The following is a 26,340-nucleotide window of genomic DNA, read 5'->3' as shown; positions in this document are numbered from 1 at the left end:
GCATTAATACTCATCTAAATCCATAGAATTCAGTTTAAATATCCAATCTAAAGGAAAACCTCGTGATTGCAGGTGTTTGGCGCGTTTAACCTTTTCAGCATAATCATCAGCAAGCCGATTTCCGTATTTTTTACAATACTGCTGCCGCATCACATCATGCCAGTCAGGGTTATTTCTATCCAGAAAATCACCGAACTGAAGCTCATCGATGCCTCTTTCCTGTAACTCCAGAGCAATACGCCCGGGACCATAACCACGCCGTTTGCGCATATTAATATAACTTTCAGTAAAACGCTCTTCTGAGAGCAAATTATTATTAATTAACTTTTCAATACAGGCATCAATCTCGTCTTCTTCGAAGCTTTTTAACTTTAATTTTCGACGTATTTCAAGAATAGAGTGCTCGCGACGAGAGAGTGCCGCGACGGCAACTTCATTTATTGAACGTGACATTACCTACCCCCCTTTAACGCAGAGACGCAGAACCCTGATTATTGCTTGCGCTACACAACCAACAAACATCAATCTTTTCTCTGCGCCTCCTCGTCTCTGCGTTAAGTCTTTTTATTTCTCTTCCACTGCTTCCGGCACTTCCTGACTCTTCTTAGCCTGCCCAGCAATTTCTTCCTTGCTCGGCATCAACTCGGCACGAATTTTCGCCTCAATATCATCAGCAATAGCAGGGTTATCCTTCATGAACTTACGCACTTTATCTTTACCCTGACCAATGCGATCTCCATTATATGAATACCAGGCACCCGCTTTATCAATGATATTACAGTTGACCCCCATATCAATAATCTCGCCCTCGTGGGAAATTCCTTCCCCATAAAGTATCTCAAAGTTAATGGTCTTGAATGGCGGTGCCACCTTGTTTTTTACCACCTTCACCTTGGTCTCATTACCAATGATTTCCTCACCTCGCTTGATCGCACCAATTCGACGAATATCTAAACGCACAGACGAATAAAACTTCAACGCATTACCACCGGTAGTAGTTTCAGGATTACCGAACATAACGCCAATTTTCATACGTAACTGATTGATAAAGATAACCAGTGTATTTGAGCGCTTGATATTGGCCGTCAACTTACGCAAAGCCTGACTCAACAAGCGAGCCTGCAACCCCATATGAGAATCACCCATATCACCTTCAATTTCTGCCTTAGGTGTTAATGCCGCAACCGAGTCAACAACCAGAACACTTACCGCACCAGAGCGCACCAGCATATCGGTAATCTCAAGTGCCTGCTCACCGGTATCAGGCTGCGAAACAAGTAACTCATCAACATTAACACCCAGCTTTTCAGCATAACTCGGATCCAAAGCGTGCTCTGCATCAACAAAGGCACAGGTACCACCTGCCTTTTGAGCCTCAGCAATAACCTGAAGAGTTAATGTTGTTTTACCTGATGACTCAGGACCATATATCTCAACAACTCGCCCTTTAGGAAGTCCACCTATACCCAGAGCAACATCCAGAGCAATAGAACCTGTCGATATGGCTTCAATTTCTGAATTAACTGAATCCCCCATACGCATAACCGAGCCCTTACCAAACTGCTTTTCAATCTGACTTAATGCGGCACTTAATGCTTTTTTCTTATTGTCATCCATCTATATTCCCCTAATTCTTCTAATTAGCTTCAATTTATTTACATAACGCGATTACTGCGTTGCGGTATAGTTGTAGATTAGCGGATACATTTTACTATGTCAATACTTTTTATCATGTTGATAAAAAGTATTAGGTATATTATATTTATCATCAATAGAAAAAGACTATTCCACTCATTGATCCAGTTGATTAATAAAAATAAATTAAAGCACGCTCTATAATGAGCACCTAAACTATAAGTACAGCTTAGGAATTAAGAGAGATATATGGCTGATAACGTCAAAATGCTACACGAAATAAAATTTGCGACACGCCAGAGATTACAATTTATAGAAATCATGGCTTACTACCTCGGCCATATCAGCCGCAGTATGTTAGCTAAGGCCTATGGCATATCGGATCCCGCAGCAACCAAAGATCTTAAGCTTTATAATGACCTTGCACCGGAAAATCTTGAATACAACCCAAGCCTGTTTAGCTTTGTACCGTCTGGCAAATTTGATGAGGTATTTGCCGATTTAAGCCCGCAGTCCGTATTACCCATGTTTTCGCAGAACCTCCTATCAATTGATAACCCATCAGGTAATGAGCCCATATATGGAATTAGCGTTGAAAACATGCCCTTTCCTGTTCGCCTTCCACAGAAACCTGTTTTGGCCCAGTTAATTCGAGCCATGAAAAACAAACGTCAGTTAAAAATTAAATACCACTCCTTAAGCCATAGAGACGATCAACAACGAAGCAGAATCATAGAGCCTCACGCATTAGTTAATAATGGTCTTCGCTGGCATGTTCGAGCCTATGATCACGAGCATTTTGATTTCAGGGATTATGTTTTATCAAGAATTACCGAAGCAGAAAAACTGGAAATTGAAGCCGAATCGAGCCAGAGTTATGATGATGAATGGATGGAATATGTAAGTTTACAACTCAAACCACACCCAGGTTTATACAAAAAACAACGTCTGGCTTTAAATTATGATTACAACATGCTTGATGATGTCATCGAAATACAGGTAAGGCGTGCATTAGTCGGTTACCTGTTACAACAGATGAAAGTGGATACAACAGAAAACTATTCACTGAATCCTAGCGCTTACCAGTTAATAGTGAGTAATCGAGAAGAGATTGAGCAGTATGCAGGCTGGGCATTTATGTAATTCATTTAAAATTATCCACTATTATATTCTTAACTTAAAAAGAGATGCGCTTAAATTTTATAGTACTCTATCGGTCGGTAATTAACTCCATTTTCTGTAGACCTTGACTCTACCAGTGCAAAGCGATTTACTCGCCAGTTAACAATAGAACAAGGGTTTTCTTTAAGCTCAAAGTTGTTAATTTTTCTTTTCAAACTTACATGTGGAGTAAAAACACGCTTTTCCATCCGATAATCACAGTCCTTTAATTGCTCACCAAGGTCGATATATAACCGCATTAAAGGTTGCGGGATATCAGTAACCCCCATCCAGAAAACTTTAGGTTTTTTAAAAACACCGAAATTATCTAACTTTAAATTAAACGTTTCTAGCTGAATTTTTGAAGCCATATTAGAAACACACTCACAGGTTTCTAAAGACACATTACCTAAAAAATGTAATGTTAGATGCAAGTTTTGAGGAACAACTGAACGCCCTTCAGCCTGAGCATAGGACGACGCTGAATATACCTGAGATATTTCACTTCTAACTTGATCATCAGGCCATAAAGCGAAAAACAGGCGTTTTTGTTTATAATTTGGAACGTTAATTATCAGACCTCAAAAGTCGTTGAATACCTTTAAACGCCTCTAATACAGCAAGCATCCTGACCTGATTACGATCTCCTGAAAATTGAAATCGAACTGACTCAATTAAGACCCCCGGTGTTGCCCAGGCAATCCAGACCGTACCAACGGGCTTACCATCACTACCACCTCCCGGCCCTGCTATACCGCTTATTGAAATACCAATATTTGCATTAGTTCGATCAAGCAGACCAAGCACCATCTCTTTTACGACCGCCTGACTAACAGCTCCATATGTATCTAGCGTATTCTGTTTTACTCCGAGTAATTCTACTTTCGCTTTATTACTATAAGTAACTATAGAAGCATCAAACCACTGAGAGCTACCATCAAAATCAGTTATAGATTTAGCAATCCAGCCACCTGTACAGGACTCCGCTGTTGCTATCATCCTCTTATTACCAATCAGATCGGGTATAAGCTGAACAATAAGTTCTGTTATTTCATTTTCAGTCATAATCACAATATTAAAGTATCTACGAAATTCACTATAAGCATAGCTTTAACTTGAACTTATGTAATGTAAATTATTATTCACCCAGCATTAACTTTTTGTTATAACGAATCATAGCCCTGATCTCTTTTACATAAGCCTCTCTTCGTTGGGAATACTTAATCAAACCACCGGCCTGAGCAATGGCATCCGGTTTTTTTCCTTCGGCTCTATTCTTTTTACGTATTTTCCTTAATGGCGCATACACACGTCCCGTATTTATATTTTTAATATAACTACGTACCGATTTATTCACACTACTGAATTTAGCCACTTCGTGTTTAGTACCTTTATCACGACGTTTTGGTACAATTCCACAGCCCTTACGATAACACCACTGACCAAAGAAATTACTTCCCTTTGTTGCGAATCGTGACTGCCCCCAGGCCGATTCATTGGCACTTTGTGCAAGTGCTACTTCAAGTGCAATCGCATCGACACGTTCAAGTAATTTATCCCAGTCTTCTTTACCCGCTTCCCAGTCAACACTGTAATCACTCGCTGCCTTAATCACAAAAGATGATTGACTGTTATTTTTTCCTGCTTCTACTAGCTTTTTCCTTAATTCTAATACCCTGTTATTTTCATCAATAACAATGGGACGCATAAAATCAAAAAAACGCCTCTTTTTGTCTTTAACATCAATCAGGTTACTCATATCAAGATCTTTTGAGGTGGCCTCTCTTACATCTGCAGACGATATAACAGGTGTACATGCAACACAGAATAGAAGGCCAGCTAAAGTGATAGATTTCATATATTTTCCAATTTACAATTTGAGGCAAATGTAACACATCAGCCAGCTGCTGAACAATGCGCAACCCTCTACCAGAAAACATAAAATATTCGATGTTTAGCTTTGCGCTAAGCGCTTGTAAACAGTAGAATTTACACCATGACTGAAGCGACTGAAACATTACTCGATCCACCTGTAAAAAAAGCCACAAAAACCGCCACAAAGGCCTCTACTGCCAGCCAACATACACCTATGATGCAGCAGTTTTTGCGAATAAAGGCTGATCACCCTGATATTCTACTGTTTTATCGAATGGGTGACTTTTACGAGATGTTTTTCGACGATGCACGTAAGGCGTCTCAGCTGCTTGATATCACCCTGACAGCCCGAGGCAAAGCACAGGGGGAACCAATTCCTATGTGTGGAATTCCCTTCCATGCTGCAGACAACTACCTTGCACGTCTTATAAAAGCAGGTGAATCAGTTGCACTATGTGAACAAACTGGAGACCCTGCAACAACAAAAGGCCCAGTAGAACGTCAGGTTGTACGAATTATCACTCCTGGCACAGTAACTGATGAAAACCTTCTGGAAGAGCGCCGTGACAACTTTCTAATGTCAATTGCTTCCTTCAAAGAAGTCATCGGAATTTCTGTCTTAGATGTAGGGTCTGGTCGTTTTTTTGTTCAGGAACTTGGCAGCCATGAACAGTTGCTCACTGAACTTGAACGCATCAAACCCTCTGAAATTCTTATTTCAGAGGACGATACTTTATATACAGAACTTGCCACAGTTAAAGGTTTACGTCGACAACCTCCCTGGTATTTCGAGGTTGATACCTGCACACGATTATTAACTGAACAGTTCGGCACTAAAGATTTAAGCGGATTTGGATGTGAAGAAATGACGCAGGCTGTATTAGCTGCCGGCTGTTTAATGCAATATGTTAAAGACACACAAAGAACAACGCTTCCTCACATCCAGGGTTTACGTGTTGAACGCAGTGAAGACTCCGTTTTGCTCGATGCTGCTAGCCGACGAAACCTTGAACTCGAAATAAACTTAAGCGGTGGTCACGAGAATACATTAGCCTCAGTAATTGATAAAACCAGCACCGCTATGGGTAGTCGCTGTTTACGCCGATGGATTAATCGCCCTTTACGAGACCAGTCACAATTAAAATCACGTCTCGATGCAGTTGCTGCACTTTTAGATAATCGAGAATACTCAGAAATACAGAACCAGCTGAAACACATTGGTGATATAGAAAGAATTATTAGTCGTGTTGCAATAAAATCAGCGCGCCCTAGAGATTTATTCACACTGGGTAATTCACTCGTACAAATACCTTTTATTCAGCAACAGTTAACTATTTTAAGCTCTAGTCGATTATCAGAACTATCCAGTTTAATCAGTGAACATCCGGATACCGTAACATTATTACAGTCAGCTATAAAAGAAAATCCACCTGTTGTACTTAGAGATGGCGGTGTTATTGCAGAAGGTTATGATACTGAATTAGATGAACTACGAAACCTCAGTAAAAATGCAGACCAGTTTTTAATTGATCTTGAAATTCGTGAGAAAGAACGTACCGGAATCAACACGTTAAAAGTACGATACAACCGGGTACATGGTTTTTATATAGAAATATCACGTGCACAGTCTGATAATGTCCCCGATGATTATATTCGCCGTCAAACATTAAAATCAGCTGAACGTTTTATCACACCTGAACTTAAATCATTTGAAGATAAAGTGCTTAGCGCAAAAGAACGTGCATTGAGTCGTGAAAAATCACTTTACGATGAACTTCTTGATAAATTATTATTAAGTTTAAATCCATTACAGCTTTGTGCTGAAGGTCTTTCTGAACTGGATACACTTAGCTGTTTTGCGGAGCGTGCTGATATTTTGAATTACTGTCAGCCGGAATTTCAAACTCACCCTGCTATAAATATTACAGCTGGACGACACCCCGTAGTTGAAATGGTGACGGAAAATAGCTTCATACCAAATAACAGCAAGTTAAATGATCAGCAACGCATGCTTATTATTACCGGCCCTAATATGGGCGGTAAATCGACATACATGCGTCAAACAGCCTTAATTGTATTAATGGCACACATTGGCTGTTATGTACCAGCTGAAAAAGCCATTATTGGATCAATTGACCGTATATTTACAAGAATTGGAGCTACAGATGACCTGGCTTCTGGTCGTTCAACATTTATGGTTGAGATGACTGAAGCTGCAAATATATTAAATAACGCAACAGAAAAAAGTCTGGTATTAATGGATGAAATAGGTAGAGGAACCAGCACCTTTGACGGATTATCACTGGCCTGGGCCTGCGCAGAAAGTCTGGCTTTAGAAACCAGACCATTTACTTTATTCGCAACTCACTATTTTGAACTAACTTCAATGGTTGATGAAATTAAAAGCGTTAAAAATGTTCATCTTGATGCTATAGAGCACGGTGAAAATATTGTATTTATGCATTCAGTTAAAAATGGTCCGGCAAATAAAAGTTATGGTTTACAGGTAGCAAAACTTGCTGGCGTACCTGCAACAGTTATAAAAAATGCTAAAATGAAATTGCGGACATTAGAAAGGCAGTCTGCCAGTACCCATGAAGTTTTTGTTGAGCAGTCAACCGGGCAACTTGAATTATTTAATAACAATCCACACCCGATTGTTGAACAACTGCAGGAAATCCAGGTAGATGATTTAAACCCAAGACAGGCTTTAGAACTTTTATATGAGTTAGCTGAAAAATCTCATAAACATTGATACAGATAATAGTAACTAACAATGACTATAAAAATAAAAACAATCGGCATTATTGCTAAAGACAAAAGCGAAGCTGTCATCGACACAGTTAAGAGACTCGTTGATTTTATTAGCCAGAAAGGATGCAAAATTGTTTTTGACAAAAGCACAGAAGGTATAATCAATGATGCTGATTATGTAGATCGGGCTAATCTTGCAGGACAGTCTGACCTTGCCATTGTCGTAGGTGGAGATGGAACCTTTTTAAGCGCGGTAAGATCTCTAGCTGATCATAACATACCTATACTGGGCATTAATCTGGGGCGACTCGGTTTTCTGGTAGACATTTCACCAGATGACATGTTGCAACACCTTGATCAAATATTGCAGGGGCAATATGTAAATGAATGTCGATTTCTGCTAGAAGCACAGGTAGAACGTGATGGTACAATAATTTCTCAAGCTGATGCATTTAACGATGTGGTTGTACACATTCGTGATGTAGCACGAATGATAGAGTTTGAAACCTATGTAAATGATCAGTTTGTAAACTATCAACGTTCAGATGGCCTTGTTATTTCTACTCCAACTGGTTCTACTGCATACGCATTATCAAGCGGTGGACCATTATTGCATGCAACTCTTGATGCTATGGTTATCGTGCCTATTTGCCCTCACACATTAACTAATCGCCCACTTGTTATAAATTCTAATAGCAAAGTAGAAGTTGTTATCGGTGAAAGCAAGCAGTCGACAGCACAAGTAACGTTTGATGGACAAACCGCTTTTGATGTTAAACCTGGTGACAAAATCATTGTGAAGAAAAAGAAAGAGAACATTCACTTAATCCATCCTGCAAGTTATGACTATTACGAAATTTTACGTGCAAAACTACACTGGAGCGAGCAACTATAATGCTTAATCATATCCGTATTCGTAACTTTGCAATTATTGATCATCTCGATCTGGATTTTAAAGACAGGCTTACTACACTTACCGGTGAGACAGGTGCTGGAAAATCAATTTTACTAGGCGCACTCGGACTACTACTGGGTGACCGCGCAGATTCTGACAGTGTTAGAGCCGGTTCAAGTAAAGCAGAAATCAGTGCCGAGTTTGATATTACACAACTACCTGATGTAGATACCTGGTTAACGAATAAAGAACTAGATGCAGATGGTGATTGCTTATTACGACGTAGATTAAGCTCTGATGGACGATCGAGAGCATTCATTAATGGAACACCGGTACCTTTACAGGATATGCGTCAACTAGGTGAAATGTTAGTTGATATACATGGCCAGCACGAACACCAGTCATTAATGAAACCCAACATGCAACGACAGTTATTAGACGATTATGCTCAGCATGCTAAATTACTTAATGATATTAGAAAAGTATTTAATGAGTGGAACACTAAAAAAGATAAACTAATTGAGTTACAGGAAGCCTGTAAAGATAAAAATGACCGCGTTGATTTATTACGTTACCAGGTTTCTGAACTTGTAGATTTATCTTTAAACAAAGGAGAAACAGAAGCACTGCAAAGCGAACATCAAACCTTAGCTAATGCCGATAAGTTAAACGATAACACCTCTACCGCACTAGAAAATTTATATGATTCAGAGGATTCCAGTATTTATCTACAGCTTTCAAAACAGGCGAACTTAATTGAATCCATGTTATCAACAGACGACAGCCTCTCACCTGCTTTTGAAATGTTATCTGAAGCAATGGTACAAATAGAAGAAACAGCCAGCTTACTAAGGGATTACAAAGATAATCTAAACAGCGACCCTCAATATTTTTCAGAGATTGAAACACGCTTAGGAATTATTCATGACCTTTCTCGAAAACACCATATTGAACCTGATCAGTTAATTGAGTTATCCGATTCATTAACCAAAGAACTCAACGAACTGGAGAATGCTGATGAAAATCTTAGCCAACTTGAAAGTGACGTTATTAAACTTGATAAGAAGTATAAAAATCTGGCAATTAAATTAACTAATTCAAGAACAAAAACTGCCAAAACACTTAACAAACAGATAAGTGAATCAATGCAGACTCTGGGTATGTCAGGTGGTAAATTTAAAATTCAGTTATCAGAAACCAATAATGCATCTATAAACGGATCAGATCAAATTGAATACATGGTAAGCACTAATGCTGGCCAGCCTTTTAAAGCACTTGCAAAAACAGCATCAGGCGGTGAACTCGCTAGAATTAGTTTAGCTATTCAAATGATCACTGCTCAACAGGGTCGCATTCCTACATTAATCTTCGATGAGGTTGATAGCGGTGTTGGTGGTGGTATCGCTGAAATTGTTGGTAAACATTTACGTATGTTGGGAGAAAGCCGACAGGTATTTTGCATTACACATCTACCTCAGGTCGCATCTCAGGCTCACCATCATATGCAGGTATATAAACATAGCGATGGCAAAGAAACTCGAACCGAAATTATTCCTCTGGAGATGGAACAACGTATTGATGAAATTTCAAGAATGCTTGGTGGTATAGAAATCACGAAACAAACGATTGATCATGCTAAAGATATGTTAGATCGATCTCAACTGGATTCCTGAATTTTATAAAATCCTATCTATGATTGTAGAGCCGTATATAAATATATTATTCTACAACCATAGACAGGTTATAATTATTTGAATTTGCGAACTACCAGGGTGCAAATGAATTCATAAAATTCATTGGTCTAGAAACATTATTATTCATATTGGACATGTCGTAACGCATCTGATTCATTGACGATGACATATTACGCATATTCTTATTCATTTCACTAATATGCATCGACTGATCCTGCATAATCAATGTCATTGTATGTACATCCCTGGACATTGATGTCATATTCTTACTCATATTAACCATCTCAGTTGAAACAGTTGTAATATCCTTAGTCAGACTAAATATCAGGAAGAAGCCATAAATTGCGAGCACAACAAAACTAAACATGGCAGGATATACAATTAATTCCCAGCGCTTAGCACTTGCTGTAAATGTTTTTGTCAGGTCATCTAAACTTTTACTCAGTATTGATTCGACACTTTCTTTAATAGTGTCGTCATAATACCCAAACATAGATAATTTTTTATCACACAAATCAGGTGAATTCGGACATGTGTCCGGGTCAGCAGTACATCCAGATATACCCGGTTCGCATTCAATTGCTTCTATTATTACTTCACGTACATTCTTGATCTTTCTAGGCTTATGGTCTTCGTTCATTACTATCTCTGTTGTATTTAGCTAAATTATTTAGCTGATAAGATCAACTTGTCTGATTTAACTCAGCTTGCAATTTGTCTGCGGTTTCTGTATCAAGGCCACGAATAATTCTAAGTAAATGCTGTGCCTGATACGCATTATTTGCTTTATTCAATTTTAGCGCTGCATGATAATAAGCATCACTCGCTTTTTTCCATTTAGATTGCATATAATATAAATTGCCTAATTCTCCATAAGCATTAGGATCGTCAATTGCCATCTCTGTTAACTGGATGTACGTAGTCTCAGCTGTTTTTAAATCTCCATTCCAATAAGCAAGACGGGCTTTAAACAAAAGTTCCTTTTCATTTAACATAGAAGATTCAGCTGAAGAGCTCTGCTGCTCATTCTCTTCAACAAAACTTTCCAGCGTTTCATTCATTGTCTCTTTTACAGCCGTTATAATTTGATCTATACCTGAATCACTTTCATCAACTGGAGCTTTAGCTTCCGCCATATAAGCAGCTTGTGGCTGCATACCCGGACCACCTGTAAGAGAAGAACCACTTGAAGATGGGTAAGAGTAGTTATTAAAAGATCTGGGATTTCGGTTTTGAGGTGCAGAATTTATATTAGCTTGTGCAGTATCATCTACATATTTGTTATACAAAGACTTTTCATTGTTAGCCAGTTTATAAGATGGAATTTCAAAACCAATTGCATGTGAAAAATCGTTAACAACTCTGTCTACTGGTTGATTGAAATCAGCTGTAAAAATAAATGCGCGATAATAAATTAGCGCAAGTATAGGTAATAAATAAATTATCAACCAGATTAGTTTTTTAAGTAAGCTTGTCATTTGTGACTCCAGTTAAGTCTTATCAGCATACAATGCTGTTGCTAGTGTATTAAATTCTTTAGCACTTTTACTATTTGGTGCTATTTCATTTATAGACATACCTTCACTTAAAGTACGTCTAAACATAGTGCGCTGACAAAGCCGATGAGGTATAACTTCAATACTTTTAATACTATTAAGTGCCTCCTCAGTTTCATCTGATTCGCGCACCATTCTGTGTGTATCTGCTCGATTAACAAAAGCCAGTAATTCTAATGACTTATCTTCGTTAACACTTTCCTTTACAATTTTCAAAAACCTTTGTGTTGCCCATAAATCGGGCTGACTTGGTGAAACAGGTATAAGGACACGATCAGCAGCTTTTATTGCCGCTTTCATATCATTCATATTTGAGGCACCAACATCTATAAGTACATTCTTATCTAGATGATTAGCAATTTCATTGATATCGGTCAAAACGTCAAGCACTTCTAACTCTTCATCTTTTCTCACATCAGCAACATCAGATAATGTTCCCTGCGGGTCAAGATCAAAAGTAATCACTGACTCGCCCTGCTCTTTTAGCCATAATGCCAGATTAAATAAAACTGTACTTTTACCAGAACCACCCTTTAGATTTGCAATAACTGTAATCAATGTAAAGCTACCTGTATTGTTGTGACGAGTTTGCAGGTGTCTGATGCATTGGTCTTTGAGATGCCCCACTTGAAGGCAATTGCTCAGGACGCATCATTTTATAATTATCAGGCACATTAAAAATTGTCTTCTTCTGAATCCCTACTTTTATATTCTTTAATTCTCTAACATAACCACCTGGCAATTCTTCTTTTATTGAAATTTCCAGCTGTGGATCGTACCACTGATATGAACTAACAGTTGATCCATCAGGGCGACTAATTGTACGAACCCATCGCTCAGTGTTGCGTCCATTAATTGTTTCTTTAGTCTCAAGCTTCATTTCAGCCATTGAGCCATCATTAAAAAATTCACGTATAGCAAGCTGTCTTTTAGCATCAACCCAGTGAAGCGTTCTAACATTTTTTCCCTGTTTAACAGCGACAATTTGCCATTTCTGAGTTTCTCTACCTTCAATTAGCTCTTTACCTAACAAGGTACACTTTGCAGTTTTAATCCGATTACAGGGATTAGTAATTTGATCGGGATTTTGTTTTTCGATCTGCATTTCTATATATTGTTGATGTTTTGTATTCAGTTTTACAAGCTTTCCTTCGAAAGGATAAACAATATCAATAATAATGCCATCACGAGTTTGTATTTCAGTACGCACTACATTTTTAGATACAAACAACTTGCTTGTAGTTGAAGGCTGACCCGGGATTGTAACAACCGCATCAGCTGAAAATTCTTTATCTGCGATCGACGCAAAACTATTAACGGTTAAAACCGTTAGTACTACTGACAATATCAAGGATTTAAAAATCATGAACGTTTGTCTACCTGAAAATACATTTAATTTTAATATATCAGGAGAGGCACTTCCCTGTGCTCTCAAACCTGAAATAATACTTACTGAACTGGAGCAGGTGCTGGTACTGGTGCAGGACCGTAACCATAACCTGGGTAACCACCGCCATAAGGTGCGCCGTAACCATATGGTGCGCCGTTATAACCATTGTAACCATTATAGCCATTGTAACCATTAAAACGGTTATTACCATTATAAGAGTTATTACCATAACCATTGCCATAGCCATTACCGCGGCCATTGCCTCTCATATTAAAATCAAAGGCACCATCACCAAGGAAGTCGCCCATTCCCCAGCCGTTATTATTCCAGCCGTTGTTATTATTATTATTCCAGCCGTTATTACCCCAGCCATTATTATTAAATGGGCCCCACCATGCATCGGCTACCATTGGAGCTGATAATGCGCCTAATAAAGCTACTGCAGATACAATCTTAGATACTTTTTTCATCATAAAGTCCTCAGTTTAATTACTCTAATTGTTTCCTGAAGAGTTTAGTCTTCTAATCAAACATGTCGCGGAAAGTTCAACATGCGCTAACTAAATCAATTCATGATTTAGAATAAATCATTACCACCTGAAAGGTCTTAAATACCCCAAATTAGGTCTGTAATTTGGAAAACCATATCCATATCCGTTGCCGTAGCCATAACCTGGATTTGAATACATAGGGGAAAATCCACCCGGGTCAGTAAAGGTTGGATAGTTTCCTAGTATAGGCACAAGATTTGGATTTCTATTTTGATTCAACAATAAATTATCATTACCAAACGGTTTATATTTTGGCTGCTGATTTGCGTGCACATCATTACTAACGGCAGTTTTCTTTTTTTCTTTCGCTGTTTTAGTAGAAAACTTTTCTGGAACACTACCCCATGGACGAGCAGCATTTATAGTTTCGAAACTATTATTAGATTGTTGTTTAATTTTCCATGGATTTACAGATCTTCTTTGCGGTTCGGTTTGTGCAAATTTACTCGTATCATATTCCTTCGTGATGACCGTATTATATTTAAACCTGTTTTGAGGGGTAAAATTAGAACCCGTTTTCCATTTTTTCAAATCATGCATCGAACCTTCATGATTATGATTGGAATGATCATATATTGAAAAATTTTCTCTGGTTGATCCTGTTACAGGGAATAATGCGCTCACTACAAAACCAGATATCGCAATAAGCTGTATATTAAGTTTACTCATAAATTTCTCTTAGAACCTTATTAACTATCGAGGGTATCTGTTATACGGATTAAATACAGGTGGCCTTGAAAACTGCTGCATTGGAGCTGGTCCAAATTGCGGATTCATTGGGGCACCATAACCAGGATTTGTTAATGGCTGATTTGCCTGATTAAACCTCTGAGGCATTTGTCGTGGTGCCTGATTTGTGAAATTATTGCGATTATAAACCTGTTGTGGATTCATATTCTGACGAGGTGGCATTATCATTCTATTTTGTTGCTGATTAAACTGACCAGTAACAGGCGCCCTGTTCATAGGCATTGACTGAGTCATGCTATTTTGTCGCGGAGCACCCTCAAACTGGTTACTTTGTGCGGCTACATTTTGATTAGGAACTGGTGGATTTTTCTTCATCATTTCCAGCTGTTTCGCTTGTTGCTCCAACATACTTGTCTTCATCCACTCTGGAAGATCTTTTGCTTTTTCAATTTGCTTTTTCTGATTCTCAGCAAATTTTTCAAACTCTTGTTCCCAGTATTTTTTCATTTTCTGATTGTTTTCAGTCAGCCATTTCTTACTATCCTCATTGCGTTTAGCAGCAATCGTTTCGGCTTTTTTTAAATACTCGGTAAAGCGTTTTTCGTTTTCTTTATTACGTTGTTCATTTTCTTTAAGCATTTTTTCAATGCTGCCTTTATTTTCCTGCTGTTTTTTTAACACCCACTCTGGCTGTTGTGCTTTTTGCTGAGGTACATGCTGAACATTTGCAGGAAATCGACTGAAGTTCTGAGGCATAACATTCTGCTGATGAGGGTTTGCCTGCGCCTGACGTGAACCAAAAGGCACAAATGCAGGTGGCGTATTACTCATAATAGATTTATATGGCCCAGGAGGTGGCATAATCTGATTACTTTCAACAACAGTTGCATTTTGCTGAGTACTAATCAGCATCAAACCTGCTATAGAGAATATTTTTGTAACTTTCATAACGTTATCCTACTGAACTCATTTTTATTAACAGATAAATTCGTATCTCTACGACTTATCATCTGAATCATTGTCATTAGTTTCATTACCTGAATCACTATCATCAGAGTCATCCTTTAGCTTGATACCCCTGCGTTTTTTCACTACCGCCTTTTTCTTTGGAGCTGCTTTTTTCTTCACAGCCTTTTTCTTAGGCGCTGCTTTTTTCTTAGCTGCTTTTTTAGCTACTGGTTTTTCTTCTTCTGTTGACTCTTTCTTTTCAGTCACAGGTTCTTCAGCTTTCTTCTCCTGCTTTACTTCAGGTTCAGGTTCTGGTGTTGGTGGAGTCTCAACTGCGGGCTCAGAAACATAATCTGGTGTACCACCAAATACGTTGTCATATCCCATTTTAACCATCATCACGAACATGCGACCAATATAAAATAACCACATTGCTCCATTTATAACGGAAGAATAAAGACTCATCCATAATGGTAATTTGTATTCTTCTGGCTCATCACGGTAAACAATGATTTCACCATTAACATCACAACAATGGTAAAAATGTTTCTTAATACTGATACAACCTAAAGGAATAACGATTAACGTTAATACTGTTGCAACACCTGCACCAAACAACAGACTTACCGCCATGCCTTTAAAGATAAGGTCATCTAGTATCATGTATGAACCAGCCATTAAAGTAAGTGCAGTTATCAGTATAGGGCGCATACGTGCCTTACCTGCATTAACTACTGCTTCTTTTATTTCACGGCCTTCTGATACTTCATGTTTGACAAACTCAACCAGTAAAATCGAGTTCCTGACGACTATCCCGGCGAGTGCTATAAAGCCAATCATTGATGTTGCTGTAAATTCTGCGCCTGTAATCATGTGACCGGGTATGATACCAATCAAGGTTAATGGGATTGGTGCCATAATCAGACCACCCAATGTAAAGTCCTTAAACTCCCACACAATCAAACCATAAATCAGTAACATGGCAGCCATAAACGCACCGCCCATGTCGCGGAAAGTTTCATAGGTTACAGTCCACTCACCACCCCATTCAAAAGCTGATTTAAAGTCATCATCTGGTGGCCCAAGCAGACCCATAGGCATTCCGGTTATTGTTTGACCATCTGGAGTTACGTAATTAGCCAGTAAATCTTCAACCGCAAACATACCGTATATAGGCGCACCTAAACGGCCTGTCATTTCACCTGTTACATATTCAACATCACGTAAATCTTTGTGATAAACAATTGGATCTTCAGTAGCGCGCGTGAAACGCCCTAACTCAGTCAATGGAATTGACTCACCATTAACACCCGTTATTGGCATATTGCCCAGGCGATTTATTTCTGAACGAACACCCATTGGCGCTTGAATAACAATATAAGTTGGCTCTAAAAGTTTTCCTTTTTTAACATCACCTAACTGATAACCACCCATCACCATTGCAAGGGTTTGATTAATCGTTGTGACTGATACACCTCTACGTGCAGCTTTTTTAGTATCTACTTCAAAACGCCAGTAGTCATACTCGTCTGTCATATAGTTATCTACATCAACGACACCTTCTGCCTGCATAAAAATATCTGTCATATCTTTAGCAACCTGACGTCGAGTATCAGCATCCGGACCATATATTTCTGCTACGACTGTCTGTAACACAGGTGGACCAGGTGGCATTTCAACTACCTGAATTTTTGCGCCCAACTCATCAGCAATCGGTTGTAATATTTCTCGTGCATTAACTGCAATTTCATGGCTTTGACGTTCACGGTCATCTTTATCAAGTAACATTACCTGTATATCAGATTGCCAGGGCTGTTTACGTAAATAGTAATGCCTTACCATACCATTGAAATTAAAGGGTGATGCAGTACCAACATAAGTCTGCATTGCAGTAATTTCCGGAATATCCTGTAGTTTTGCAGCTAAACGAGAAGTTAAATTCGCCGTCACTGGTAACGCTGTACCTTCTGGCATATTAATAACGACATTAAACTCTGGCTTATTATCAAACGGTAACATTTTCACAGTTACTGCCTGAATAGAAAACAACCAGCATGAAATAACCGTTAAAGCGATTAACGAGAATAAAAAGATATTACCTATAAATTTATTATTAATAAGTGGATTTATAAGTGGCTCATAAAAACGTCCTATTAATGCAATTTGTCTTTCTTCTTTCTTTTCAGCTTTTCTTAGAGCATCTAAATCCGGACGTAAGCGCATTGCAAACCAGGGAACAAATATAAAAGCGGCAAGCAAAGAAAGAAACATTGCAACTGAACCTAATACAGGTATTGGGCGCATGTAAGGTCCCATAAGACCACTAACAAACCCCATTGCAAGTAAGGCCGCAATAATAGCAAGTGTTGCCATGATAGTCGGGTTACCCACTTCTCTAACGGCATCTATTGCAATATTGGTAGATGTTTCACCTGCTTTTAACCACCGCCTGAATATATTTTCCACAACTACCGTCGCATCATCAACCAGAATACCGATGGTAAATACCAATGCGAATAAACTTACCCTGTCGATAGTGTAATCAATTATCCACGCACCCCAGATTGTCATTAATATAACAACAGGAATAACAAAAATAACAACCGATGCTGCACGTATACCCAGACCAATAAGACATAATATGGAAACAGCTACTGTTGCTTCAAATAATGCGAGTAATAACTCATTAACTTTATCGTTAGCCGATTTACCATAATCACGCGTAATACTGACCTGCACATTATCAGGAATCAGATGACCTTTTAAGGAGTCAAGTTTGGCAATAAGCGACCTGGCAATTGACACACCATTTGTACCAAGCTTCTTAGCAACTGCAATAGTAACCGCCTGCGATCCGGCAGTACGAGGGCCCTCTCCTTCGAAAGCTGGACCTGTTGCATATGAAACAACCTGTGATGTTTCAGCAGGTGCCTGATATACATGAGCCACATCACGAACATAAACGGGTGAGCCATTTCTTACTGCAATAACAAGGTTTGCAACATCCTGTGCATTATTTAGAAACGATCCGGTATAAACATTAAAAGTACGATTGCCGCCTTCAATGTTACCGGCTGATAATTCACTATTTGCCGTTTTAATCGTATTAGCAACTTCCTGAACACTGATACCAAAACCATTTAATCGTTCAGGTGATACTTCAATTCGAATTTGATCCTGACGTCCGCCAACAATGAAACCTTTACCTGAATTTGGAACCTGTTCCAGCTTCTGTAATATATCTAGAGATAAAGTTCTTAAAATAGCATCATCAATTGAAGGATCTTCAGACCAGATTGTTGCTGTAACAACAGGCACATCATCTGGCCCAACCGGTTTCACTAACGGCATAGAAACACCGGGAGGTATAGCATCTAAATTTGACTGAATTTTATCGTGAATTTTAACTATAGACTCGCCGAGGTCTTCACCAACATAAAACTGAGCGGTAACGATACCTGATCCACGTTGGCTCGCTGAATAAACATGACGAATACCTGGAATTTCACTGATCATTCTTTCCAGTGGATTTATAGCCAGATTTGCTATCTGTTCAGCAGACGCTCCCTGATACTTAACAAAAATATCAACCATTGGTACAGAAATTTTTGGATCTTCCTGACGCGGAGTAAACATTAAACCAATGATACCAATGATGAGAAAAGCAGCCATCAATAAGGGGGTTACTGGAGAGTTAATAAACTGACGGGTAATTCGACCGGCTATTCCCAGATTTTTTTCATCCAGTTCAATATCACCAGATTTCTCATTATTATTTATTTCATTTGACATGTTGGTAACTCAGTTAATTATTTTCCAGCTTATTTTTACTGCACTAATTTCATCAGTTGTATTTACCAGGGCGAAGACTACCGTCCAGAAGCTCTGGTAATTAAACAATCCGTTTAATGATGAAATATCACAGATATGCAATGCGTTTATCGTGTGCCGTCGCTTATTGTTCTAACGTCCATCCGGATCTCATACCCGGATGCGGGTGAGCAAAAATATTTTCACCCGGTTGAACACCTGCAAGAACAGCTACATGTTGATTATCTACCTGATCCCCAAGCCTAACGAGCCTTAGCTCAGCCTTGTTTTCATTATTTAGAACGAAAACTGCAGGTAAACTTCCTCGATGAACAATAGATGATGAAGGTATTACAGGCATGCTGTTTATTGGTGTATTTAAATCAGGAACCATAACCTCAGCATACATACCCGGTGCACCAGGTGCGCCTTCTGGTAATTCAAACTTAACAGTTACTGTATGCCTCTGCTTATTGGCTGTAGGAAAGATCTGAACTACACGCACATCAATATATGTGTTTCCAACATCAAGCTTTGCAGGCACAACCGTACCAACTTCAATAGAAGATACCAGTCGTGCTGGGACTTCTACTTCTAGTTGAAGTGCACGTGTATCAGAGTATTTAACCAACGACTGACCGCGTTGTACTGTATCCCCAATTTCTGCGAGCTTTTGAACGATTACGCCTTCAAAAGGACTAATTGAACGAGCATCACGTAAATGTGTATCAATTTCATTTACCTTAGAACGCATAGCCATAATATTACTTTTAGCCATGTTCATATTATTTTCACTTGTATATCTGTCAAGATCACGGTGAATCCATGGGTTCAACTGGGTATTGGGATACTCAAGATTAAAAACCTGCTGCTTAGGCTGTTGTTGTGGCTGTTGCTGCTGCATCGGTGCTGGAGCCTGCGCCTGAGCTGGCATAGGATTGCCACCCATTCCCATAAATCTATCAAACATAGTTGGAAAGTAACCCATACCTGAACTTTGTTGTGCTGGAGCTGCAGGTGCCTGTGCCTGCATTGCCGCTGGAGCTGGCATAGGTCCATATAATTTATTCTTCTGATTGTTGTAATCACGATAGGCCTGCGGCGCCCAGTATTCTTTAGTGTAATTTACCTTCGCATTGCCTAATGATGCTTCTGTTCTATATAAGTTAGCGACTGCCTGTTCTCTTTGTGCAAGAATACTATCGTGATTCAGTGCAACCAGAATCTGACCTTCATCGAACCAGTCACCTTCTTCACCTGCAATGTATTCAACTCGACCTGAAATCTGTGCTGTTAGCACAATTTCCTTATCTGCTACAACACTGCCACCAAGCACTACATGTGCACCGGTTTTAATATTTGAAACAGCGACAATTTGTGGTCCTGTAGAATTTTGTTGATATCGTTGACTGTAATAAGCTGCTGGCGCCTGAAACACCTGTTGTGTTTGCTGTGAATTCGCGTTTGGCTGATTAACTGAATTGGTAGAAAAATTCTGATAATAACCTGTATCTGCAGCATTTAAAGCGGGAGAGATACAAAGTGGTGATGAAATTAGTGCTAACTTAAAAATTCGTTTCATTTTCATTATGGTCACATTCTGAGGCATATTTACGGTTTTATACTCATTATAAAACTCATTTTTACAAGTTATAGCTCCCTGCTTTTAAACACAAGCCAGTTCTTTATTAAATTTAAAGAACTAGCTTATTTCAATACGCTCATCCTTAAACGTAAGTAGTTAGCTGGTTAGTTATATTTTTCCAAATAAACCGAAGCTTTTAATGAAAGGTCCAGCCATACGAGGATCTTTAATCATCGCGCCGTAATCACCTACATTAAATTTTAATTTTTTAGTTGTATAAGCCATACCAAGACCCATCATACCCAGAGGTTTCTTCGTCCATTTATCCCAGTTAGCTTGAGTTGCACGTAAGTCCCAGTTAAGTTCCTGACCGTCATATGCGCCTGAATCAACAACCTGACCATCCTGCACATCAATATAACCAATAGGTGTTGCATCTCCGTCGAGGCCATATCCGATTACAGAGTTGAAATTAATCTGTTTAAGCGCATCAGCTAAACCAGGTTCTTTATTCCAGGCTTCGCTATATTTGTTCATCCATTCTTCAGTAAACATACTCATTCTTTTTCACCTTTATTCATTTTTAAAATGGTTTATATCAAGCAATTAATATGCCATTTATATAACCCATTGTTTTTGTTACATATAAAATAATATGCTGTTTAATCTTCCATGCAGCATGCAACATATTCTGATGCCCTACCGCTAAGACGATGATTTTAACACGAAATGTGATATCAATCGTTGCAACATGTTGCAATATGTTGCAAATAACCTATCTTCATAGTTCAGATATAAATATATAGAGTAAAATCGAGAAGTATTCAAATGACAAAGCAAAATAAATTCGACTTCGCCCCCTTAGCAAAAACTGTTATTCAATATATAGACGAAGGCATTATTGTTGCCGACCAGTTAGGTAAAATACTCTTTTATAATAATGCAGTTAAAAAATTACTGGATATAAAAGAAGATACAGAACTTGAAAAGTTAAACGATATTGGCAAATTTAACCTTCAAAAGTCATTACTTAGAGCAGCAATTGATTCTGGTGAGGTTGATGCCGCTGGTAAACCTAGCGGTAATTTTGTTACATTTGAAGAAAGAATTAAACACGGCGATACTTATAAAGTTATAGAAATAACCAGCGGTCTGATATCAGATACAGATTCAAAAGACCGAAAGAGACTACTTCTTTTTAGTGACAAGACCGATTCTCATCATATTCAATCAGTACTCAATCCAAGTGGCGCAAAACTTTCGAGCAAAGACCCCCAGATGCTTGAAATAATCAGTCGAATACAACAAATAGCACCTACTAATGCCTTTACATTATTACAGGGTGAATCGGGTACAGGCAAAACACAGCTAGCACGATTAACACACAATCAAAGCCAGCGCAGCAAAGAAGCGTTTATAGAAGTTAACTGCGCGGCTATACCTGATGCTTTACTTGAGTCTGAATTATTCGGGCACATAAAGGGCGCTTTTACCGGAGCCAGCTCTGATCGTTTAGGTCGTTTTCAAAGCGCTAACAAAGGCACCCTATTTCTTGATGAGGTCGGAGAAATTCCACTTCATCTTCAGGCAAAACTATTGCGCGCCATTCAGGAACAGGAATTTGAAATGGTTGGATCAGATAAAACCATTAAAGTTGATGTCCGAATTATCGCCGCTTCAAATAAAAATTTAAGAGACATGGTCGATAGTGGAAAATTTCGCGCTGATTTATATTACCGTCTGGCTGTAATAGCCCTAACAGTGCCTTCTCTTCGAGACAGACCTGGAGATATTCCAGTTTTGATAGAACATTTCTGCGCTCAACTTTGCGACAGAGGTTATCCGAATAATATGAAGTGCAATCAGGACTCAATGAGAATGATGATGGACTACCCATGGCCGGGAAATGTACGTGAACTTGAAAATGCGGTAGAACATGGAATTATCTGCGCTAAAGACGGCATTGTCTTTCCGGAAAGCCTGCCTCAGGATATTCGCGAATACTGTTCCGATATGAATACGTATATAAAAATTTCAGACGATGAAGAAAACACCATAAATGAAATACAAAACGCCATGCAAAGCTGTAACGGAAACAAAGCAGAAGCTGCAAAAATACTCGGCGTTAATCGAACAACTTTATGGAGATGGATTCAGAAATATAATATTTCCGTATAAACAGCTGTTAATCACAAACTCACTTTTATTGTGTTGCTACCATTTTCTTTTGCTACAAACAAACCCATATCTGCTTTACGCATTAATGAAGGCAAACCTTCATCCGGGTCTGAAACAATTGTTAAACCAATACTAACTGTTGTAGACAGAACATTATCCTGATATGTTAATTTCAACTGTGAAACTTTAACTCTTATTTTCTCTGCTATTTCTTTTGCATGCATCAAATCGGTTTCATCCAGCAGAACAATAAACCCTTCTTTACCATAACGCCCAAACACATCACATTGATTTAAATGCGACATCACAATTTTAGATGCAGACTTAAATAACAGAGCACCCGCATCTCTACCCTGGGTATCTATCACGGAATCCAGATTATCAAGCTCAATTATAAACAGGGAACACTCGCGAGGCCTGGATAGCTTTTCAAATACCGGTTTAACTTTAGTGACAAACTGTTCACGACTGTAAAGTGTCAACTTCGATTCTGCCGATGAACTAGATAAACGTTTTATCTCATCCTGTAAGCGAGCCTGCCTCAATGCAATCATGCTATGAAAAACAATACTTGCAGCAAGCTTTACATCATGTATATCGAATACAAATTCATCTCTAAAAAGAGTGACCAGACCAACCACTTTATTATTTGAAATAACAGGTATATCCAGACGATGCATTGGATCTGTAACACTTTCAGTATCCGCACTCAAATGCGTTTGAGTACTTAACTTAGGTTCACGCAGGGAAAAGATCTCTTTAACTCTCTGATTAGTCCAGTTAAGTGCTTTTGCATGTAAATACTCATCATCACCTAAAGAAGCAATCTTCCTGATACTTTTATCCTGAAGCATTCCCACAGCTGCGGCATCAAACTCCATCGCACCGTGTAAAAAAATAAGCATGCTTTTAAACAGCTGATCAACATCAGTTGTATTTTTCAACTCCGTGTGAAGCTCTCTTAATATTAATTCCCAGTCATGGGTGATAGATGCCTCATTTAAAGGCAAAGTATTTATATCTAATTCAGGTTTAATTTCTCGTTCTTTTAATTCAGAAGGAAGAAAGTAATCGTCTGTAGGTGTATCTTCAATAGACTCATTATATGTCTGAATATCCGTTTCACTCACATCAGTTTGAATGCCTGATAAACTTACCGCAGAAAACACAGCGCTTGAAACAAACAACAAGACAAGTGCCAGCAAATATAGAATTTCAGCATCCGTAAACAACAACAAAAGCGTGACCAGTGAAGCTACAGAAACTAATGACAAATAAAGACTATATTTAAAATAACGACCTAACCAGAATATCAAAAAACACAAACCAAGAAGATAAACAGAATAAGAAGCCCCTAAATACTGAACGCCTAAAGCGCTCTTAATAGCACTCGAATCAAGCTCAACAGGGCTAAGATTTGAATTTAGAAAAATCACATAAGACCAGCTGAAAAATACAAATAAATATGCGAATACAGGTGCAATTTTATTAAATAACGGATGCTGTATTTTAGTGACAGTGAATAATAAAGTTAATGAGAACAGAACCGGAAGTATCTGTGCTGCAATTTTTATATCGAAGTAAACAGGTAATGAAAACAACCAGCTTGTACCAACAATTGATACTGTGATCAGGACGAGTAATGCCAGACCTCGATTAATATCCTGATCTAGATACTGATTTGCACTCTTTGCATTTTCATCTTGTTGAAATTTAAACAATGCCCACTCCCTTAATTACACTGCGTTATACTTTAAGGGCATTTTATGCGTATGACAGAAACATACACAAAACCCGAAAGCGGCATAATTTTTTATGCCGCCGGGCCCTAAAATACTACTTAACTCTTTTTGATATCCATCTGCAACTCAATTCTAACCAGAATTTCTGATGGCTGATCTATATTCTTAAAAATACTATCAAAGTTTGTTTGCATTCGATCAGCGAAAGCACTTTTATCTTTTTCACCTAATAACTGAGCAAGTGCATCAAGATTTTCACCGCCACCATTCGCTGCATCATGTCGAATTGCAACATAACGTTTATTAACGAATTCATTTAGTGTTACATCAGGTGTGACAGCATCTGAAGTTGAACTAGTACTGGAAGATACTTCTGTAAATGCCGCACAGGCAGACAGGTTAGCCAAAATTGACGATACAACTAATACTTTAGTAAATTTATTCATAAATACTCTCTAATTACACTGGTTTAATTAAAACATCATGATTGCTTATTTTTTAAATCTTGCCCTACTGCAATCTTATTTCCCTCAGGATCTTTAATATAAAACTGTCTTATATAATACGCTGTGTCTTCCATATCACCAACGTTAAACCCTCTAGCGGCCATAAACTGGTGCTGAGCTGTTACATCAGAAGTATAGTAATGTAATATGATTTTATCAATGAGGGCTGATTCTGCTGAATTTATGCTTTTTTGCAACATCAGATACGTATTATCTGATTTAATATAAGCCCATTGCAGGCCTGTATCGTTTTCTGTTTTATTAATTATAATATATCGAAAAGCCTGCTGATAAAAATCCAGCGTTTTTTCGATATTCTGGCACTGAATAACAGGGATTATACCCTCGAAATTCATTACCACTGTACCAGTGCAGCACCCCAGGTAAAACCACCACCAAATGCTTCCAGCATGACAACTTCACCCTCTTTTATTCGACCATCTCTTACCGCAGTATCTAATGCCAATGGAACTGATGCAGCAGAAGTATTACCATGTTTATCTACTGTAGCAACAACATGATCAGGATTTAAGCCCAGCTTTTTACCTGTGGCATTAATAATTCGAATATTTGCCTGATGAGGTACCAGCCAGTTAATATCTGATTTCTGCATATTGTTAGCCTGAAGTGTTTCATCAACAATGCGCCCCAATGTGTTTACCGCCATCTTGAAAACTTCATTTCCTTTCATGGTGATATGTGCACCCTCTGCTCTAAATCGGTCCTGATTTTTCGAAATTCCATTTGGAACATTCAATAAATGCTCATAACTGCCATCGGCATGAAGATGTGAAGACAAAATACCCGGTTTTTCACTCGCTTCAACAATAACTGCGCCGGCACCATCTCCAAATAACACACAGGTTCCACGATCAGTCCAGTCAAGTATTCTGGAGAGTGTTTCTGCCCCGATAACCAACGCACACTTAGAAGTCCCCGCTTTTATAAAGTTATCCGCAATGCCTAACGCATAAACAAAACCAGTACAGACCGCCTGAACATCAAATGCACAACAACCGTGTATATCGAGTTTTTTCTGTAGTAAACAGGCAACACTTGGAAACACCTGATCAGGCGTTGTAGTTGCGACAATAATAAGATCGATATCATCTTTAGTTACGCCCGCAGCTTCCATTGCTTTTATTGCAGCCTGCTCTGCAAGATCACAGGTTGTTTGATCATCTGCAGCTATATGTCTTTGTTTAATGCCCGTACGATCCTGAATCCATTGATCTGTAGTATCTACAATTTTTTCCATATCCGCATTAGTCATAATGCGTTCAGGTAAATAACTTCCGGTTCCAGTAATTCGTGCATTTTTCAAAATATTTGCTCTTGTGTTTAAGACAGGCGTTCAATCCTGTTAATTA

24 protein-coding genes are annotated in these 26,340 nt (G+C 38.6%); 5 read left to right on the top strand and 19 right to left on the bottom strand.

Annotated features, from left to right (window positions below; genetic code table 11):
• Positions 1–3: 3 nt before the first annotated feature.
• Together DIZ80_06310 and recA are read right to left on the bottom strand one after the other, a co-directional pair.
• Complete coding sequence (locus tag DIZ80_06310; GenBank protein RDH83748.1) at positions 4–453, bottom strand: RecX family transcriptional regulator; 450 nt, start codon at positions 451–453, stop codon at positions 4–6.
• A 111-nt stretch (positions 454–564) separates the two neighbouring features.
• Entirely contained in the window at positions 565–1,617 is a 1,053-nt protein-coding gene (recA, locus tag DIZ80_06305) for a recombinase RecA (protein ID RDH83747.1), read from the bottom strand.
• A 285-nt stretch (positions 1,618–1,902) separates the two neighbouring features.
• Between recA and DIZ80_06300 the strand changes: the two genes are divergently transcribed.
• Entirely contained in the window at positions 1,903–2,778 is an 876-nt protein-coding gene (locus DIZ80_06300; GenBank protein ID RDH84114.1) for a WYL domain-containing protein, read from the top strand.
• A 50-nt stretch (positions 2,779–2,828) separates the two neighbouring features.
• Here DIZ80_06300 and thpR read toward each other — a convergent pair whose 3' ends face one another.
• The 3 genes from thpR to DIZ80_06285 all read right to left on the bottom strand — a co-directional run bounded on the left by thpR (position 2,829) and on the right by DIZ80_06285 (position 4,654).
• The gene (thpR, locus tag DIZ80_06295) at positions 2,829–3,374 is read right to left on the bottom strand and encodes an RNA 2',3'-cyclic phosphodiesterase (protein ID RDH83746.1); all 546 of its coding nucleotides are present in this window, start codon (positions 3,372–3,374) and stop codon (positions 2,829–2,831) included.
• Positions 3,364–3,861, bottom strand: a complete 498-nt coding sequence (locus DIZ80_06290; GenBank protein RDH83745.1) for a damage-inducible protein CinA — start codon at positions 3,859–3,861, stop codon at positions 3,364–3,366. Before DIZ80_06290 ends, thpR begins: the two co-directional genes overlap by 11 nt.
• A 73-nt stretch (positions 3,862–3,934) precedes the next feature.
• Complete coding sequence (locus DIZ80_06285; GenBank protein ID RDH83744.1) at positions 3,935–4,654, bottom strand: hypothetical protein; 720 nt, start codon at positions 4,652–4,654, stop codon at positions 3,935–3,937.
• A gap of 234 nt (positions 4,655–4,888) precedes the next feature.
• Here DIZ80_06285 and mutS point away from each other — a divergent pair, with 234 nt between their 5' ends.
• The 3 genes from mutS to DIZ80_06270 are packed head-to-tail and all read left to right on the top strand — an operon-like array spanning position 4,889 to position 9,993.
• The gene (mutS, locus tag DIZ80_06280) at positions 4,889–7,426 is read left to right on the top strand and encodes a DNA mismatch repair protein MutS (protein ID RDH84113.1); all 2,538 of its coding nucleotides are present in this window, start codon (positions 4,889–4,891) and stop codon (positions 7,424–7,426) included.
• 21 nt (positions 7,427–7,447) lie between these two features.
• Positions 7,448–8,320, top strand: a complete 873-nt coding sequence (locus DIZ80_06275; protein ID RDH83743.1) for an NAD(+) kinase — start codon at positions 7,448–7,450, stop codon at positions 8,318–8,320.
• Positions 8,320–9,993: a DNA repair protein RecN gene (locus tag DIZ80_06270; protein ID RDH83742.1), complete on the top strand. Its 1,674-nt coding sequence runs from the start codon at positions 8,320–8,322 to the stop codon at positions 9,991–9,993. Before DIZ80_06275 ends, DIZ80_06270 begins: the two co-directional genes overlap by 1 nt.
• 91 nt (positions 9,994–10,084) lie before the next feature.
• Here DIZ80_06270 and DIZ80_06265 read toward each other — a convergent pair whose 3' ends face one another.
• From DIZ80_06265 to DIZ80_06220, 10 genes are all read right to left on the bottom strand, one after another.
• Positions 10,085–10,654, bottom strand: a complete 570-nt coding sequence (locus DIZ80_06265; protein ID RDH83741.1) for a hypothetical protein — start codon at positions 10,652–10,654, stop codon at positions 10,085–10,087.
• A 43-nt stretch (positions 10,655–10,697) separates the two neighbouring features.
• Entirely contained in the window at positions 10,698–11,492 is a 795-nt protein-coding gene (locus DIZ80_06260; GenBank protein ID RDH83740.1) for a hypothetical protein, read from the bottom strand.
• Positions 11,493–11,504: 12 nt separating this feature from the next.
• Positions 11,505–12,128: a chromosome partitioning protein gene (locus DIZ80_06255; GenBank protein RDH83739.1), complete on the bottom strand. Its 624-nt coding sequence runs from the start codon at positions 12,126–12,128 to the stop codon at positions 11,505–11,507.
• 7 nt (positions 12,129–12,135) lie between these two features.
• Positions 12,136–12,936, bottom strand: a complete 801-nt coding sequence (locus DIZ80_06250; protein ID RDH83738.1) for a hypothetical protein — start codon at positions 12,934–12,936, stop codon at positions 12,136–12,138.
• 83 nt (positions 12,937–13,019) lie between these two features.
• The gene (locus tag DIZ80_06245) at positions 13,020–13,430 is read right to left on the bottom strand and encodes a hypothetical protein (GenBank protein RDH84112.1); all 411 of its coding nucleotides are present in this window, start codon (positions 13,428–13,430) and stop codon (positions 13,020–13,022) included.
• A 120-nt stretch (positions 13,431–13,550) separates the two neighbouring features.
• Positions 13,551–14,180, bottom strand: coding sequence for a hypothetical protein (locus DIZ80_06240; GenBank protein ID RDH83737.1), 630 nt, complete (start codon positions 14,178–14,180; stop codon positions 13,551–13,553).
• Positions 14,181–14,204: 24 nt separating this feature from the next.
• A complete protein-coding gene (locus DIZ80_06235; protein ID RDH83736.1) occupies positions 14,205–15,149 on the bottom strand; it encodes a hypothetical protein in 945 nt (314 codons plus the stop codon).
• A gap of 48 nt (positions 15,150–15,197) precedes the next feature.
• Positions 15,198–18,941: an acriflavin resistance protein gene (locus DIZ80_06230; protein RDH83735.1), complete on the bottom strand. Its 3,744-nt coding sequence runs from the start codon at positions 18,939–18,941 to the stop codon at positions 15,198–15,200.
• A gap of 163 nt (positions 18,942–19,104) precedes the next feature.
• Complete coding sequence (locus DIZ80_06225) at positions 19,105–20,568, bottom strand: hypothetical protein (GenBank protein RDH83734.1); 1,464 nt, start codon at positions 20,566–20,568, stop codon at positions 19,105–19,107.
• 144 nt (positions 20,569–20,712) lie between these two features.
• Positions 20,713–21,105, bottom strand: a complete 393-nt coding sequence (locus DIZ80_06220; GenBank protein ID RDH83733.1) for an SCP-2 sterol transfer family protein — start codon at positions 21,103–21,105, stop codon at positions 20,713–20,715.
• A 267-nt stretch (positions 21,106–21,372) separates the two neighbouring features.
• Here DIZ80_06220 and DIZ80_06215 point away from each other — a divergent pair, with 267 nt between their 5' ends.
• Complete coding sequence (locus DIZ80_06215) at positions 21,373–22,722, top strand: Fis family transcriptional regulator (GenBank protein ID RDH84111.1); 1,350 nt, start codon at positions 21,373–21,375, stop codon at positions 22,720–22,722.
• Positions 22,723–22,733: 11 nt separating this feature from the next.
• Here the strand turns inward: DIZ80_06215 and DIZ80_06210 are convergent, their stop codons facing one another.
• From DIZ80_06210 to DIZ80_06195, 4 genes are all read right to left on the bottom strand, one after another.
• Complete coding sequence (locus DIZ80_06210; GenBank protein RDH83732.1) at positions 22,734–24,443, bottom strand: hypothetical protein; 1,710 nt, start codon at positions 24,441–24,443, stop codon at positions 22,734–22,736.
• 119 nt (positions 24,444–24,562) lie between these two features.
• Complete coding sequence (locus tag DIZ80_06205) at positions 24,563–24,910, bottom strand: hypothetical protein (protein RDH83731.1); 348 nt, start codon at positions 24,908–24,910, stop codon at positions 24,563–24,565.
• 35 nt (positions 24,911–24,945) lie between these two features.
• Positions 24,946–25,326 (bottom strand): hypothetical protein, encoded by a 381-nt coding sequence (locus DIZ80_06200; protein RDH83730.1) that lies wholly within the window; start codon positions 25,324–25,326, stop codon positions 24,946–24,948.
• The gene (locus DIZ80_06195; GenBank protein ID RDH83729.1) at positions 25,326–26,294 is read right to left on the bottom strand and encodes a 3-oxoacyl-ACP synthase; all 969 of its coding nucleotides are present in this window, start codon (positions 26,292–26,294) and stop codon (positions 25,326–25,328) included. Before DIZ80_06195 ends, DIZ80_06200 begins: the two co-directional genes overlap by 1 nt.
• Positions 26,295–26,340 lie beyond the last annotated feature (46 nt).

This window comes from endosymbiont of Galathealinum brachiosum (assembly GCA_003349885.1).
Lineage (GTDB): Bacteria > Pseudomonadota > Gammaproteobacteria > SZUA-229 > SZUA-229 > SZUA-229.
The sequence above is the reverse complement of the archived record's forward strand: the minus strand, read 5'-3'. Positions and strand labels throughout refer to the sequence as shown.